The sequence below is a fragment of the Lonsdalea quercina subsp. quercina genome, from assembly GCF_000688695.1.
GTDB classification, from domain to species: Bacteria; Pseudomonadota; Gammaproteobacteria; order Enterobacterales; family Enterobacteriaceae; genus Lonsdalea; species Lonsdalea quercina_D.
Map to the genome: position 1 here is coordinate 152648 of NZ_JIBQ01000015.1, position 13715 is coordinate 166362.

Below are 13715 nucleotides of genomic sequence, written 5' to 3' on the forward strand. Positions count from 1 at the left end.
GACTCGCGCAACTCCGCCCACATCACGTCCGCGATGCGGGCGGAGAAATCCCTCTCTCCGACGTTTTTTCCTGACAATCCGGCTATTCACGTGACTTCGCGGCAATCGCTCGACTTTCGTCGGCCGTTCGCGGGGGTTCCTTACGCGTTCCTTAATCCGCCACCGGGCCGGTCTGAAACAACCGACGACGTCTTAAATTCAGCATCAGCGCAATCAGGCTGAAGCCAATTGATGCCGACAGCGCCACGTAAGCGCCTTCGCTGGCGGACAGAGAAAAACACAATCCCGCCAGCGCGGCGCCCCACGTTTGGCCATTTACTCTGGCCGCGGCCTGCATCCCTCCCGCGGCGCCGCTGCGGCTGCGCGGTGGTGCGGAGAGCATGTCGCGACTGTTCGGCGACTGGAAAAAACCGAATCCGACACCGGCTAAAAATAGTCCGCAGAGCAGCCAGAGATCGGTGGTGCCATGTGGCAACGCCACGATCAGCACCAGTCCGATAATCTGTAGACCGGCGCCAATGGCGCACAGGCTCCCGGCCTGAACCCGGTCTACGAACGAAGACAGGCCGAGATTCGCCAACGACGATCCGACAGGCCACACCGTCATCAACAGCCCCGTCTGCACGATAGTTCGTCCGAGGGTGTGCTGCATATAAAAGGGCAGGGCGACGAAAGCGCACATTTGCGCCGCAAACATGCAAAACGAGGCGGCGATCGCCCAGCGAAAGCGCGGGAGCTTGAAGAGATCGAGCGGCAGTAAGGGCGACTCGTCGCCGAGGCAGCGCTTCACCAGCTGCCACAGGCATAGCGCCGCAGACAGAATCAGCGTCAAGGCCAGCGCGGGGGATTCGTTGAGCTGGTTGAGACCGATCACGCCGAGGCTCATGCCCAACGCATTGAGCACGATGGCCTGTAGGTCGAATTTGCGCGGCTGACGCGGCGTTACGGGCAGCGCACGGGCGCAGATTAGCGCCAAAATCCCGATGGGAAAGTTAATCACGAATAACCACTCCCAGGGGGCGACGGAGAGCACCGCGGCGCAGATGGAAGGCCCTGCGGCAGAAGAGGCGGTCACGACAAAGGCATTGCGCGCGAGCCCTCGTCCGAATGTTTTCGCCGGATAGGTATGGCGCAAAAGCGCGGACGTACAGCACATGATGGCGGCGGCCCCCACGCCCTGAATGACGCGTGCGGCGATGAGGCCAGACATGGAGTCGGCCAGTGCGCAGCCCAATGATGACAGCGTAAAAACCACCACGCCCGCGCTGAAAACTTTACGGTAGCTGATGAACTCGCCCAGCGCGGCCATAGGCAGCAGCGTGGCGATGATGGCCAGTTGATAGCCGTTGACCACCCATACCGAGGTTTGCGCGCTGGCATTTAGGGAATGCGCGATGGNGGGGAGTGCAACATTCGCCAGCGTGCCGTCAAGTACGCTTAGCACGACAGCCAGTGAGACGGACAGGACAGCCCACACGCGCCGCGAGCCGGGCAGACCCTCTTCCTGAGAGGGGAGGGAAGTCTGTGCAGTTGACGAAGGTTTCATTGTTACGAACATCTCCAGACCGTCGTCGTGATAACGAGAGCGGCACTTTTTATTAGCAGACCGAATGCGTCGAGAGGGGATTGAGTACAAACAAAAGGGAAGCCCTAAGCTCCCCTGTGGACTCATTATGGTATCTCTTTTCAACAGAGATCAACCAGACGGTTTCTTCGTTCGGGTCTAGAAAGGCACCGAGTGAATTTGCGGGTAAGACAGAAGGAGCGAGGGGACGGTTTGGATGATGTCCCGGTTGTCTAAGGCAATGCCGGGCCGTGCGAAGCCCGACGGCGCAGGGCTTACCTCACTCCTGAAATGCTCCTCTTGCTTAATAAACAATTCTGCGAGTGACGTCATTATTTTTCCCCTAACCGCTAGGATAAGTGATCCTGCTCACAGCAGCCCCAAATCTTGTGAGGCAGCGTCGTGTCCTTTCCGAGCGCCAACGTAATGCTGTTATGGTTGCGGCACGAAACAGATGACGTTGATATTTATCTTTTTGATGTTGCGGCGATGACTGCGGTATCGAAACGCATACCCGGCGCTTTTGAGCATATTGGTATATGGTTATTGGGTCTTATGAAAATTTTCATTGTGAAACAGTAACGGAGGTATGGAACGTGGGATTATTAAGTTTTGTGAAAGACGCGGGCGAGAAAATCTGGGATGCCGTATCCGGCGGTAGCAAGGAAGATCAGGCCGAGAAGCTGAAAAAACATATTGATAGCCTTAACCTGCCTGGCGCCGAAAAGGTCAAGATTGAAATTGCGGACGATGGTACCGCAACGGTGGCGGGCGACGTCGGCTCACAGGAAGATAAAGAAAAAATTCTGGTGGCGGTAGGTAACGTTACCGGGGTTAGTCAAGTCAACGATAGCGTTACTGTCACGCAAAGCGGGGCGGAGAGCCGTTATTACACGGTGAAATCCGGCGATACCCTGAGCGCAATCTCTAAAGAGATGTACGGTTCCGCCAATGACTATCAGCGTATTTTTGAAGCCAATAAACCCATGCTGACGCATCCTGACAAGATCTATCCGGGTCAGGTCCTGATTATTCCGACGAAGTAAGCCGTAAATCAAAGAGTTGTAGCAATGATAGTAGGGAGTTTGTCATGGGATTATTAGATCAAATTGGCGGCATGCTCGGCGGGCAGGCCGGTAAGACTGAACAACTACAGGCGATCATGACCTGGGTTGAACAGCAGGGTGGTATCCAAGGCATTATGGAAAAGTTTCGCAACGGCGGCTTAGGGGAAATTTTTGAGTCGTGGCTCAGTCAACAGAGCAATCTGTCGGTGAATAGCGAGCAGATCACTTCGGTGTTTGGTTCACCTGCGTTGCAGGATCTCGGCGCGAAACTGGGCGTTGATTTGCATACCGCCTCGGTGCTGATTGCCGAATACTTGCCAAAAATCGTAGATGGTCTGTCACCGCAGGGCGAAACGCCGGCCCATGGCGATCTGGTCTCTGCGGGGCTTAATCTGCTGAAAGGTAAGCTGTTCAGTTAGGGTTAAGCTATATGAGTATTGACTCGTAGCAACTGACAGGCCTGCAGTCAGGCCTGTCATTTATTACCAGCCGTCACCCAATAGCATTAATCAAAGGTACTGAAGAAAAATTAGAGGGAGTAAGAAAAAGCGCACTTATGCGGCCTATTTTCAACATCCTATCAACTCATTGGTATTCAGAAAGAGACTTTGCCACTTGATCCGCTGCTTTATCCCACTAGTATAGACTATTCCTGGCTCTTAAGATGTCACTTAAGTTATAGATCGTGTAGCCATATATCTGAATCAGTTATTAATTTTAGTTCTTTGAAGCCCTTCAAAGAGATAATCATCTCGTTCATCTCATTTTGAGCCATTGACATAATAAGCTGCTGCATTTCACTGTCGACCACCAAGAAACGCTGTAAGCAGCACACGCCTGAATTTCTTCATAAAGCCCTCAAACTGGCTGAGCGACAGAGAAACTGGGCATTCTTGAAAGGCCGGGACATACGTCGCGAAGCGACTGAAATGCAGCATGTCTTTATGAAATCATCAGGCTGAATTCAGCATCAGGACGACGGCTCATGGGTTTCAGGCCTCCCTCAGTGTCTGATATGCCTGGCACAAACGTCGTAGCATCCTGAGTGTAGGTCGGCAGCATAGGTCACAGTGTGACCGTGTTATTCGTGACGGCTTCAACCGGGCCAAGCTACGCCGGACGAACGAGCGTGTAGGGCCTGAGGTAAAACGTGAAAATAGTGGTCGTCGTGTGGCTATGGGCTGGTAGATACCATCAACACTGTTGACGAGAATCTAAAAGCGGATCATTGGGATAAACGGCTAAATCAAGATGGGATTTTTTGATGTCGATACGATATTTGAGATACCAGAGATTGAACCCCCGGGATTAACCAACAGATACAGACCGTGAGGATTGGAAACTTTGAAGGGTTTAGCGGATGGTTTTAATTTGCGAATTTTTAAGTCGTTAAGAGACCTGTGGGGGTCACTCCGTCGTCGAACCAACTTAGCCCCAAATCTGACCAACTAAGCATGTCGATACTAAGGATAAATGGGAAACGTGCCGGGAAGTCCTCACGCTAATCTGGTAAATACCAGTAGTTGTTAAGAACGCATAAAAGCAAAAAGCCCGCTTAAGTTTCCTTAAGCGGGCTTTTCTAATATGGCTCCTCTGNCTGGACTCGAACCAGTGACATACGGATTAACAGTCCGCCGTTCTACCGACTGAACTACAGAGGAATCGGTAAGTGCGGAGGATAATAGCGGCAGCGGCGGGCCTTGTCAAAGCAAGATACGTATCTCCATGTTCGTTTGATGAACTTATAATCAACTCATTGAATTTTCGGATTTAGTGGACATATCTGGTCAGGAATACTATGGCGGCAGTAGAGGAAATGCACTTCACCGTGGCAGCGGTCGCACCATCATGGTGCGATTCGGTTGGCTGGGCTGAAATATGCCGGTCAGGCCAGTGAAGCGCCACTCGCCTGGACCATTGCTTTTACTTATTTATAAGTCAGTTAAGTCCCAGAACACTTTTTTTTACTAAAAGTTTTTGATTTGGCGTAGTTCTTGCTACCTCTTGTGAGGTAACCATTCTGGAGGTACGCATGAATCTGAGACGGCTCAAATACTTTGTGAAAATTGTAGATATCGGTAGCCTCACGCAAGCAGCAGAGTTGCTGCACATTGCGCAACCCGCGCTGAGTCAACAAGTCGCCACGTTGGAGAGCGAGCTTGAACAGCAATTGCTGGTGCGCAGTCGCCGTGGCGTTACCCCGACTGATGCAGGTAAAGTTTTATATTCCCATGCGCAAGCCATTTTACACCAGTGCGAACAAGCTAAGACGGCCGTTAACGGAGTACGACAAACTGTTAACGTCTGAAAAATGAAAACGGTCAGCAATCATCCATTGCCGGCCGTTTTTCGTATTGCCCACCTGATATGACAATCCTTTTAGATATCCAATCGACCATGAAACGTTGGGGTTTTCATGGCCGTTGTTAATCAGGCGTGCCGTTTTTTCCTGCGCATCAAGACGTAAGCGACGGTTAGCACCAGGAACCATACTGGGGTCACAATAAGCGCCTGACGCGTATCCGGTTGAAGAGTCAGCAATACCAAAACAAACGCGAAGAATGCAAGGCAGACCCAGCACATCAATTTGCCCAGCGGCATTTTATACTGCGACGTTTTATGCAGCTGCGGTCGCTGTTTACGGTAGGCAAGATACGAGCAGAGGATGATGCTCCAGATAAACATAAACAGGATCGCCGAGACGGTAGTGACCAGAGTGAATACCGTCATTACGTTCGGGATAAGGTAAATCAGCACGACGCCGGACAGCATACACGTGCAGGAAAATAGGAGTCCGGCAGAGGGGACGGCACGCTTCGATAACACGCTGAAACGTCGCGGAGCGTCACCTTGTTTGGCAAGTCCGAACAGCATACGGCTGGTGGAAAATACGCCGCTGTTGGCGGAGGATGCGGCGGAAGTCAATACGACAAAGTTGATGACGCTTGCCGCTGCAGGCAGACCGACCAAAATGAACATCTCTACGAACGGGCTGCGGTCAGGCGCGATGTGATCCCAAGAGGTGACCGACATGATCATCACGAGAGAGAAAACATAGAACATGATGATGCGGACGGGAATCGCGTTGATAGCTCGCGGCAGAACGACCGTCGGGTTTTTGGTCTCGGCGGCGGTGGTCCCCACCAGTTCAATGCCGACAAAAGCAAACACCGCGATCTGAAAACCGGCAAAAAAGCCGGTAAGACCCTGCGGGAACATGCCGCCGTGGCTCCACAAGTTAGTGAAGGAGGCAGTATTTCCTGAGGGGGACGGATAGTGCATAAAGACCAGCCCGGCGCCGATGATAATCAGGGCGGCGATGGCGATGATTTTAATCATGGCGAACCAAAATTCCATTTCGCCGAAAAGTTTTACCGTTGCCAGGTTCAACGTCAATAAGAGCAGCACACACAGTAAGGAGGATATCCACTGTGATAGGCCGGGGAACCAAAATTGGGCGTAGGAACTAATGGCCACGACGTCGGCGATCCCTGTGACGACCCAGCAGAACCAATACGTCCAACCGGTGAAGAAGCCGGCCCAGGGGCCCAACAAATCCGCGGCAAAATCGCTGAAGGATTTATAGTTTAAGTTTGAGAGTAAGAGTTCACCCATCGCTCTCATGACGAAAAACAGCATGAAGCCGATGATCATGTAGACGAAAATGATAGAGGGCCCGGCTAGGCTGATTGTTTTCCCCGACCCCATGAAAAGACCGGTACCGATCGCGCCCCCAATAGCAATGAGCTGTATATGTCGGTTGTTGAGGTTTCTCCGCAGGTCGCCATGCGGTTTCGCTTCGGCGGTCTGGGTAACCGTTTTTGATTGTTCAGACATTCAAGTATGTTTCCTGTTCTTGTCCGTGATGTGGTGTTTTATTGAGCTCTTGCGTGGCTCTTGGCTTTTCATGTTGAAAGCGGGCAATAATATCACACTGTGACGGTGATGCTTATATAGAGAGAAAATGACGTGATTTAAGCATGATGAAATAATGCTCAGACAGGCGAAAATAATAGCAATCGAGATTTAGACAGGGTCATACAATATAAAACTGAAGCAGTTGGCGATGAAGATACCAGCGACTCTGTCATCCATCATCAATTCATTTTTTTCTCGTCTTCAGGTTCAAAAAAATAATAATAACTGTTTGACAGAAGGCGATGGGGAGGTAATAATCCGTCCCCGTTGGGTCGTTAGCTCAGTCGGTAGAGCAGTTGACTCTTAATCAATTGGTCCGGGGTTCGAGCCCCCGACGACCCACCAACACTCCTTTTACACTTCTTGTTTTATTATATTTCTTCCCCCCTTTTTATCTGAAAAACCAAATTCCTTGTGACAATAAAATTTCATTGTTATACAAAATGTATTTTATTTCTAATATGTGTTTGGAATGTTAAGCGTATAATAAGAAAACCGATCGACTCTGTACTGTATTTGGGTCTGTAAGCTTTCATCAGGATGCCATTGGGTACGGGTGTACCATGATTCTTGACGTACTAATCGAGCCAAAGTGAAGGAAGTCTTGCCGATCGGCAGATACTGACCGGCAGGAGAGAGTTATCTGCGGTATACCGTTTTTATTTGTGTCATCGTATGACTAAGAACCTCTGACTGATTTTGATCTTCCAACTGATCAATATATTTTTCCATTCTCACCATCACTTTACCGGCATCGGCCTGACCGATGGATTTCAGCAACAGTGTAAGTACGGCTTTAAGACAGGTCACCTCATGAGCGAGAGCTTCGACAGAGGTTTCTGTCGAAAAATCGGCCTTATTCATATTTGCTCCTTATAAAGATAAGTCTAGTAAGATCGAACTGTTATGCCGTCAAGACCCTGAAATGACGGACATACCAAAAAATTGGGGCGCATTATAACATAGGTAATCGCAGTACGGTTTCAGTTAATGAATAGCCTGTTTTTATATATGGAATTAGAGATATTATTTCGCTGGTGGTTATATTTTTATAAATGTACTTTTCAGCTTAAATACCGAAAAGATGTATATGTATGGCACTATTTTGGTATTTTTAGGACGCATTTTATGCTGTAGAAAATAGTCGCCCTGAGGCACAAGTGCGGCTATAATCGTCCCATTAGCTGAGTCATAACATATATATGTAGAAAGATTATTCTTAATATGTTGATTTGGCATTGTTTTTTATTTTAAGGTGGCGGTAGCCCCTTTCCCTTAAAAATCCGGTTTTTGTAATAATCATGATGTATCGTGGTCAAACCGATTGCTGTTGACGTCGCGAGAACATATAACCAATATGAAATCTATTACACACAGTCAATAAAAATACATTTTTGATGGAAAAGTGTATTCATCGTAATTAAGCCATAGAGTATCACCACGGGAATTAGCAATTTTAAGTGTTACTCTCTTTTTGGAGAATTGTTCTTTGATTAGCGTTTTTCTTGTTGATGACCATGAATTGGTGCGAGCAGGGATACGGCGCATTCTTGACGACATCAAAGGCCTCAAGGTGGTAGGCGAGGCCGCATGTGGTGAGGATGCGGCCAAGTGGTGTCGTAACAATAGCGTGGATGTTGTCCTGATGGACATGAACATGCCGGGTATCGGCGGTCTGGAAGCAACACGCAAAATCGTGCGATTTTCTCCTGAAATAAAAGTCATCATGCTGACTATTTATACAGAGAGTCCTCTTCCCACCAAGGTTATGCAGGCCGGCGCGGCAGGTTACCTCAGCAAGGGCGCGACACCTCAGGAAGTGATCTGCGCCATCCGTTCTGTTCATGCCGGGAAACGTTACATCGCCTCCGATATCGCTCAGCAGATGGCGCTGAGTCAGCTGGCTCCGCAAACAAAAACGCCCTTGGAATGCCTTTCCGACCGCGAATTACAGATTATGCTGATGATCACTAAGGGGCAGAAAGTGGTCGAGATTTCAGATAAACTGAACCTCAGTCCTAAAACGGTGAACAGTTATCGTTATCGAATGTTCAGCAAGCTGAATATCAGCGGGGACGTGGAGTTGACCCACCTTGCCATCCGGCATGGTCTTTTTAATGCGGAGACGTTGACCAGTAGTGAGTGAAAGCTTTGATGCCCCGGCGTTTTTGAAAACGGTAACCAGCCAACCTGGCGTTTACCGTATGTATGATGCTGACAACACGGTTATCTATGTGGGTAAGGCGAAGGACCTGAAAAAGCGTCTTTCCAGTTACTTCCGCCGCAACGTGGGTAGTCGCAAGACGGAAGCGCTCGTCAAATGCATTCACCAGATCGATGTGACTATCACGCACACCGAGACGGAAGCCTTACTGCTCGAACATACCTACATCAAGCGCTATCAACCCCGCTACAACGTGTTGCTGCGCGATGATAAATCCTATCCGCTCATCTTCCTGAGCTCCGATAAACATCCTCGGATATCCATCCACCGCGGCGCCAAACATGCAAAAGGCGAGTATTTCGGGCCTTTTCCCAATGGGAATGCAGTACGCGAAACCTTGATGCTTTTGCAAAAACTGTTTCCTATTCGTCAGTGTGAAGATAGCGTCTATCGCAACCGCTCCCGCCCGTGTTTGCAGTATCAAATTGGTCGTTGTCTTGGGCCCTGCGTCTCTGGACTGGTCAGCGATGAAGAGTACCGCCAGCAGGTAGAATACGTCCGGCTGTTTTTGTTGGGCAAAGACCAGCAGGTGTTGACGCGCTTGATAGCTCAGATGGAAGCCGCAAGCCAGACGCTGAATTTTGAAGAGGCGGCGCGGATACGCGACCAGATTCAGTCTGTGCGTCGGGTAACGGAAAAACAGTTTGTTTCCGGTGCGGGCGATGGTGAAGACCTTGACGTCATCGGCGTTGCCTTCGATGCGGGACTAGCTTGCGTACATGTTTTGTTCGTTCGTCAGGGTAAAGTACTTGGCAGCCGCAGCTACTTCCCCAAAATTCCGGGAGGCACCGAGCTGGCTGAGGTCGTCCAAACCTTTGTGGGGCAATTTTACCTTCAGGGAAGCATTTCCCGGACGCTGCCTACAGAAATCCTGTTGGATTTCTCGTTGCCCGAGCAACAGCTCCTGACGGATTCGTTGACCGGAATTGCCGGACGCAAAGTGCAAATACAAAGTCGTCCGCGCGGCGACCGCGCTCGATATCTCAAGCTGGCGCGAACGAATGCCAATACGGCTCTGGTCAGCAAGCTCTCCCAACAATCGACCATCCATCAGCGTTTGACCGCCTTAGCCGGCGTTCTGCAACTGCCTGTGATCAAAAGAATGGAGTGTTTCGATATCAGCCACACGATGGGGGAGCAAACGGTCGCTTCCTGCGTGGTCTTCGACGCCAATGGACCGCTCCGTTCTGAGTATCGACGCTATAATATTACCGGGATCACTCCAGGCGATGATTACGCAGCGATGACGCAGGTTTTGAAACGGCGTTATGGCAAGGCGCTGGATGACAGTAAAATTCCGGACGTCATCGTCATCGACGGTGGGAAAGGGCAGTTGGGTCAGGCGAAAGCCGTTTTCGATCAACTGCAGGTGCCCTGGGATAAGACGAAGCCGTTGCTTCTCGGCGTTGCGAAAGGAAGCGACCGCAAAGCCGGTTTGGAAACGTTGTTTTTCGAGGCTACGGGAGAAGGCATCGCTTTACCGCCGGACTCGCCTGCGCTGCATGTCATTCAGCATATCCGTGATGATTCCCACGATCACGCGATCTCCGGCCACCGGAAGAAGAGAGCCAAGGTTAAAAATACCAGTAGTCTGGAATTGATCGAGGGCGTAGGGCCGAAGCGTCGTCAAACGTTGCTTAAGTACATGGGCGGGCTGCAACCGCTTCAGAATGCCAGCATCGAAGAAATTGCTAATGTGCCGGGCATTTCTTCCTCTTTGGCAGAAAAAATTTACTATGCATTGAAACACTAGGGACAATGTAGCAACATACTCACAATACCCACTCCGGCCAGACAGTTATCAAAAGAACTATGCAATTTAATATACCTACGTGGCTTACCCTGTTTCGCGTTGCATTAATTCCTTTCTTTGTGCTGGCGTTTTATCTTCCTTTCGCCTGGGCACCTCTGGCATGCGCCGTCATTTTTGTTGGCGCGGCCGTCACTGACTGGTTTGATGGATTCCTGGCCCGTCGTTGGAAACAGACGACACGCTTTGGGGCTTTTCTTGACCCGGTGGCGGATAAAGTGATGGTTGCCGTCGCCTTGGTTTTAGTCGCCGAGCATTACCACTCCTGGTGGATCACACTGCCTGCGGCGACGATGATTGCGCGTGAAATCATCATTTCCGCCCTGCGCGAGTGGATGGCGGAAATCGGGAAACGGAGCAGTGTGGCCGTCTCCTGGATCGGCAAAGTGAAAACCACGGCCCAGATGTTGGCGCTGTTCGCGCTGCTGTGGCGTCCCGAACCCCTGGCCGAAGGCATTGGCATTGCGGCGTTGTACGTGGCTGCGGTGTTAACGTTCTGGTCGATGTTCCAATATTTGAACGCGTCACGGCACGATCTGTTCGAACATTAATCTAGCTGGCGTAAAAATCAGCGGGCGAGTCATCCTGGCCGATAATTTCATTGACTCGTCGCCTCAGGTCAGTAGAATGCACCGCATCGACAGCAAGCATGGCTTGCCAGTCACTTCAAATTGACGATGTCAGTCGGTTACGCGGGAATAGCTCAGTTGGTAGAGCACGACCTTGCCAAGGTCGGGGTCGCGAGTTCGAGTCTCGTTTCCCGCTCCAAATTTTGTTCTGCAGATGGATACTGACTTCTGCAGGATGATGAAAAAAGAGCCGAAAGGCTCTTTTTTTGTTTCTGTAAAACACCATTGAAAACCTCCATCAACCTCGCCGAAACATAACCATCCAATATAAATCCCTTTAACTCGACGATCCCAGACACAAAACCAAACGGCCCACAGACATTTTCACATCCTAGGGCTTTGAAGGTAGTAGGTGGGGGTAATAGTCCGCCCGTAGAGGCCCCCCATCTATTCATTAGTTTTTGTTAGTCCGAGGAAGACTGACTGGAAGGCGCTTGCAGCACTTCTTCCGCCACCTCGCGGACCAGCTGTAGTTTTTGGGTCTGGNCTGCCATGGTCATCGGATTGCCTTCCCAGGTTGAAGCGAAGCCGCATTGAGGTGAAAGCCCGATGCGTTCGAGCGGGATAAAGCGGGTCGCTTCGCTAATACGCGCTTTGAGCAGGTCCTTAGCTTCCAAATCCGGGTGTTTGGTTGAAACTAAGCCAAGAATGACCCCTTTGCCCTTGGGAACCCGCGCCAGGGGGTCAAAGCTGCCCGAACGAGGGTCATCGTATTCCAGAGAATAAAGGTCGAAACTCCGCGCGCCCTTGAACAAGGCCTCGGCGATGCTCTCATAGCCGCCCTCGGCATAGAATTGACCGGCATTATTTCCGCGGCAGATATGCAGGCAGGTGGTTATCCCTTCCAGGCCGTTGACCACTTCGTCAATGCAGGAAATCCCTTCGTTGAGTAAGCGCTCCGTGTCGATGCCCGTCTGGGCTTTAACCGCCTCTTTTAACTGAGGGTCGATGAGGATCGCCAGTTCCGGCGCATCGATCTGCACATATTCACAGCCGAGATCACGTAACTCCTCGATTTCTTCCCGCAGCAGTCTGGCGACGTCATGAAAAAGGTCGAAGATATCGGGATAGGCCTCCGCCGAATGCGACGCAGACCAGAAAGACCAGGCGAGAAGCGGAGAGGGGAGCGTGATCTTCTTGGGGCGATCGGTAATGGAACGTAAAAAAGTGAACTCCTCAACCGATACCGCTTTCTTACGCGCCAGCCTGCGTGTAACGACGGGGACGACGGGCGTTTTGACATTTTCCGCCTGCGCTGTGCCTTTCAAACCACGCCATTGCAGGCCGGGAAAATTAGACGATGCCGTAAGATCAAAACCGGACAGCGCATCAAAAAACCAGGAGAAAAACATCGACCGACGCTGCTCGCCGTCGGTCACGACCTCTACGCCGGCGGCTTCCTGAACGGCAACGGCCTCGCGTACGGCACGATCTTCAATCCGTTTAAACTCCACCGCTGAAAGATCTCCCGCCTGAAAACGCGCACGCGCCTCTTTTAACCATTCCGGTCGAAGCAAAGAGCCAACCTGTTCTACTTTATACATCTTTTCCCCCTGGTTTTTTCGTTGAGTCTGCAGTCGCGCAGGAAATAAAAACATGTCATAGCATGCTTTTGGTCGCGGAGGAAAGTCGGGCGCAGCGTTGATGAAATCATTCTATTTCCGCTGCGCATTTTCTTTTGATGTTTTCCTCGTTAGCTCCTGACAAAATTCGCGCAGATTGCCGTGGTCGAGTGAATTTCTTCACCTAATTAGCGGCGCCAATCACCAGACCTAACACAACTGATAATCCAACAAAAAATAGCATCCAGACCACAGCGCAACGGCGAAGAGGCGCGAGGGAGATATCAATTCGATACGGTAGCGGCAGCCGCTAACGTGCTGAATGGCGGTGGTTTAACCCTGGTTCGTTGAATAAAAACAGAAAAGGCAGCACTCGCTATGGCGGTAAACGAAACGCCACGATATTGTCAATATTCACAGTGAATAAGATAACGGAAATCTGTTCTCATTACGTTAATAAATAATGTTAAGGGAATATAGTTCATGAATCCTTGGTTATATTTATTTACGTGCTTATTAGAAAATAAGATATAGACCTTCACAAAAACATCATAATTAATAATTACATTACAACTGTTCAGAGTAAATTCAAATGAGGAGTAAAAAATGGCTAAGCATTGGTCAGGACAAACATGTCCCAAAACAGCGAATTATGGACAGTATCATGATACGGATAATTCATATGCTGGTTCAGATTACGATCGCTACGTCAATAAAGGCGATCACTTCCCGCCGAGCAAAAATAATCATCATTATCAGGAAAAGTCATATCCTCGGGAATAAGGCCGCCATCATGGCGGCCTTATTGATTCAGCGGCAATCGAAATCAGAGTGTCAGAGCGTGTGAGCTCGGGCAGCGCGGCCAGTGCCTGGGCATATGGAGCAGCATGCCGCGCCGTCAGTGCATGCTAAGCCTGACACCGTGGTGCAGAAGCCTCATT

General features: G+C 50.3%; 10 protein-coding genes, 3 tRNA genes and 2 pseudogenes. 9 read left to right on the top strand and 6 right to left on the bottom strand.

The features are described from left to right. Positions 1 to 151 precede the first annotated feature (151 nt). Complete coding sequence (locus tag SB13_RS14505; RefSeq protein ID WP_081821864.1) at positions 152 to 1672, bottom strand: MFS transporter; 1521 nt, start codon at positions 1670 to 1672, stop codon at positions 152 to 154. A gap of 488 nt (positions 1673 to 2160) precedes the next feature. Between SB13_RS14505 and lysM the strand changes: the two genes are divergently transcribed. Then, positions 2161 to 2610, top strand: a complete 450-nt coding sequence (gene lysM / locus SB13_RS14510) for a peptidoglycan-binding protein LysM (protein ID WP_026741049.1) — start codon at positions 2161 to 2163, stop codon at positions 2608 to 2610. A gap of 44 nt (positions 2611 to 2654) precedes the next feature. Beyond that, complete coding sequence (locus SB13_RS14515; protein WP_026741050.1) at positions 2655 to 3050, top strand: YidB family protein; 396 nt, start codon at positions 2655 to 2657, stop codon at positions 3048 to 3050. Positions 3051 to 3831: 781 nt separating this feature from the next. Here SB13_RS14515 and SB13_RS18050 read toward each other — a convergent pair. Together SB13_RS18050 and SB13_RS14520 are read right to left on the bottom strand one after the other, a co-directional pair. Next, positions 3832 to 4058: pseudogene (locus tag SB13_RS18050) on the bottom strand (Arm DNA-binding domain-containing protein); the annotation flags it as partial. Between the two features lie 158 nt (positions 4059 to 4216). Continuing rightward, a tRNA-Asn gene (locus SB13_RS14520) sits at positions 4217 to 4292 on the bottom strand. A gap of 371 nt (positions 4293 to 4663) precedes the next feature. Between SB13_RS14520 and SB13_RS14525 the strand changes: the two are divergent. Further along, a pseudogene (locus SB13_RS14525) lies at positions 4664 to 4930 on the top strand (LysR family transcriptional regulator); the annotation flags it as partial. A gap of 131 nt (positions 4931 to 5061) precedes the next feature. Here the strand turns inward: SB13_RS14525 and cycA are convergent. Beyond that, entirely contained in the window at positions 5062 to 6468 is a 1407-nt protein-coding gene (cycA, locus tag SB13_RS14530; RefSeq protein WP_026741052.1) for a D-serine/D-alanine/glycine transporter, read from the bottom strand. A 350-nt stretch (positions 6469 to 6818) separates the two neighbouring features. Here cycA and SB13_RS14535 point away from each other — a divergent pair. Continuing rightward, positions 6819 to 6894: transfer RNA gene (locus SB13_RS14535), tRNA-Lys, on the top strand. Positions 6895 to 7188: 294 nt separating this feature from the next. Here the strand turns inward: SB13_RS14535 and SB13_RS14540 are convergent. Continuing rightward, a complete protein-coding gene (locus SB13_RS14540; RefSeq protein ID WP_026741053.1) occupies positions 7189 to 7413 on the bottom strand; it encodes a DUF2594 family protein in 225 nt (74 codons plus the stop codon). Positions 7414 to 8038: 625 nt separating this feature from the next. Between SB13_RS14540 and uvrY the strand changes: the two genes are divergently transcribed. The 4 genes from uvrY to SB13_RS14560 all read left to right on the top strand — a co-directional run bounded on the left by uvrY (position 8039) and on the right by SB13_RS14560 (position 11351). Further along, positions 8039 to 8695: a UvrY/SirA/GacA family response regulator transcription factor gene (uvrY, locus tag SB13_RS14545; RefSeq protein ID WP_026741054.1), complete on the top strand. Its 657-nt coding sequence runs from the start codon at positions 8039 to 8041 to the stop codon at positions 8693 to 8695. Next, positions 8688 to 10526 carry an excinuclease ABC subunit UvrC gene (uvrC, locus tag SB13_RS14550; RefSeq protein WP_026741055.1) on the top strand — a complete coding sequence of 613 codons (1839 nt, stop codon included), beginning with the start codon at positions 8688 to 8690 and terminating at the stop codon, positions 10524 to 10526. The genes uvrY and uvrC overlap by 8 nt, the downstream gene beginning before the upstream one ends. 59 nt (positions 10527 to 10585) lie before the next feature. Then, positions 10586 to 11134, top strand: a complete 549-nt coding sequence (gene pgsA, locus SB13_RS14555) for a CDP-diacylglycerol--glycerol-3-phosphate 3-phosphatidyltransferase (protein WP_026741056.1) — start codon at positions 10586 to 10588, stop codon at positions 11132 to 11134. Positions 11135 to 11275: 141 nt separating this feature from the next. After that, positions 11276 to 11351 (top strand) — tRNA-Gly (locus SB13_RS14560). Between the two features lie 265 nt (positions 11352 to 11616). Here the strand turns inward: SB13_RS14560 and SB13_RS14565 are convergent. Further along, positions 11617 to 12810 (bottom strand): cobalamin-independent methionine synthase II family protein, encoded by a 1194-nt coding sequence (locus SB13_RS14565; RefSeq protein ID WP_051619119.1) that lies wholly within the window; start codon positions 12808 to 12810, stop codon positions 11617 to 11619. A gap of 570 nt (positions 12811 to 13380) precedes the next feature. Here SB13_RS14565 and SB13_RS17940 point away from each other — a divergent pair. After that, positions 13381 to 13557 (top strand): hypothetical protein, encoded by a 177-nt coding sequence (locus tag SB13_RS17940; RefSeq protein ID WP_200872284.1) that lies wholly within the window; start codon positions 13381 to 13383, stop codon positions 13555 to 13557. The last annotated feature ends 158 nt before the right edge of the window (positions 13558 to 13715 follow it).

Excerpts from the sequence above, each read along its gene's own strand:
- SB13_RS14515 (WP_026741050.1), top strand. The coding sequence starts at position 2,655 with ATGGGATTATTAGATCAAATTGGCGGCATGCTCGGCGGGCAGGCCGGT.
- cycA (WP_026741052.1), bottom strand. The coding sequence starts at position 6,468 with ATGTCTGAACAATCAAAAACGGTTACCCAGACCGCCGAAGCGAAACCG.
- SB13_RS14540 (WP_026741053.1), bottom strand. The coding sequence starts at position 7,413 with ATGAATAAGGCCGATTTTTCGACAGAAACCTCTGTCGAAGCTCTCGCT.
- pgsA (WP_026741056.1), top strand. The coding sequence starts at position 10,586 with ATGCAATTTAATATACCTACGTGGCTTACCCTGTTTCGCGTTGCATTA.
- SB13_RS17940 (WP_200872284.1), top strand. The coding sequence starts at position 13,381 with ATGGCTAAGCATTGGTCAGGACAAACATGTCCCAAAACAGCGAATTAT.